Origin of the sequence: Microbacterium sp. GbtcB4 (assembly GCF_019091465.1) — a bacterium.
In the GTDB taxonomy this organism is placed as follows: domain Bacteria; phylum Actinomycetota; class Actinomycetes; order Actinomycetales; family Microbacteriaceae; genus Microbacterium; species Microbacterium paraoxydans.
In genome coordinates this window covers 1-289 of record NZ_JAGXJJ010000067.1, presented here as the reverse complement: position 1 = coordinate 289, position 289 = coordinate 1, and the positions used below count along the sequence as shown (strand labels likewise).

The 289-nt window shown below is 69.9% G+C and carries 1 pseudogene; it reads right to left on the bottom strand.

The annotated features are described in order from the left end of the window. A pseudogene (locus tag KVS71_RS17310) lies at positions 1-289 on the bottom strand (ABC transporter substrate-binding protein); the annotation flags it as partial.

Here is a 289-nt window from a genome sequence, read left to right as displayed (position 1 = left end):
CGTCGTTGTAGTCCGTCCAGCCGTCGACCGAGATCAGGCTGTGCTCGACGGGAGCGCCGTCCTTCTCGTAGATGCCCGACGTGCCCTTGGTGTAGCCGGCGGCCTCGAGGATGGTCGCGGCCTCCTCGACATTGGCCTCCTGCGGGCTGACCTCGTACGCGTCGTCCGGGAGCCACTTCTCATCGCGCGGGAGCAGCGAGGAGGCGGGCGAGTCGTCCGGGGTGAGACCGTCGAACGCCTTGTCCTTGCTGGTGGCCCGGGCGACGGCGACGGTCAGCGCCTGCCGGAC